General features: G+C 68.3%; 1 protein-coding gene. It reads left to right on the top strand.

Annotation, left to right across the window (positions count from 1 at the left end; all coding sequences use genetic code 11):
- A partial coding sequence (locus P3H15_RS54760; RefSeq protein ID WP_276144921.1) for an AMP-binding protein occupies positions 1 to 353 on the top strand: 353 nt, incomplete at both ends.

Genomic DNA, 353 nt, shown 5'->3' with positions numbered 1-353 from the left:
TGTCGGTGTGGGAGTTGTTCTGGCCGTTGTTGTGTGGGGCGCGGTTGGTGATCGCCGCCCCGGACGGGCATCGCGACCCGAAGTATCTCGAGCGGGTGATCCGCGAGGAGTCGGTCACGACGGTGCATTTCGTGCCGTCGATGCTCGAGGTGTTCCTTGCGGGCGCGAACGTGGAGGGGTGCGGCGGATTGCGCCGCGTGTTCACCAGTGGTGAGGCGTTGCCGTCGGCGACGGCGGCCCGGCTGCGCGGGGTGAGCGGGGCTGAGCTGCACAACTTGTACGGGCCGACGGAGGCTGTGGTGGATGTGACGTTCCACGAGGTGACGGGGGCGGATGGGGTGGTGGTGCCGATC

Origin of the sequence: Rhodococcus sp. T2V, from assembly GCF_029269925.1 — a bacterium.
GTDB lineage: Bacteria > Actinomycetota > Actinomycetes > Mycobacteriales > Mycobacteriaceae > Rhodococcus_F > Rhodococcus_F koreensis.
Note: the sequence above shows the minus strand (reverse complement) of the source record. Positions and strands in the feature narration are given on the sequence as shown.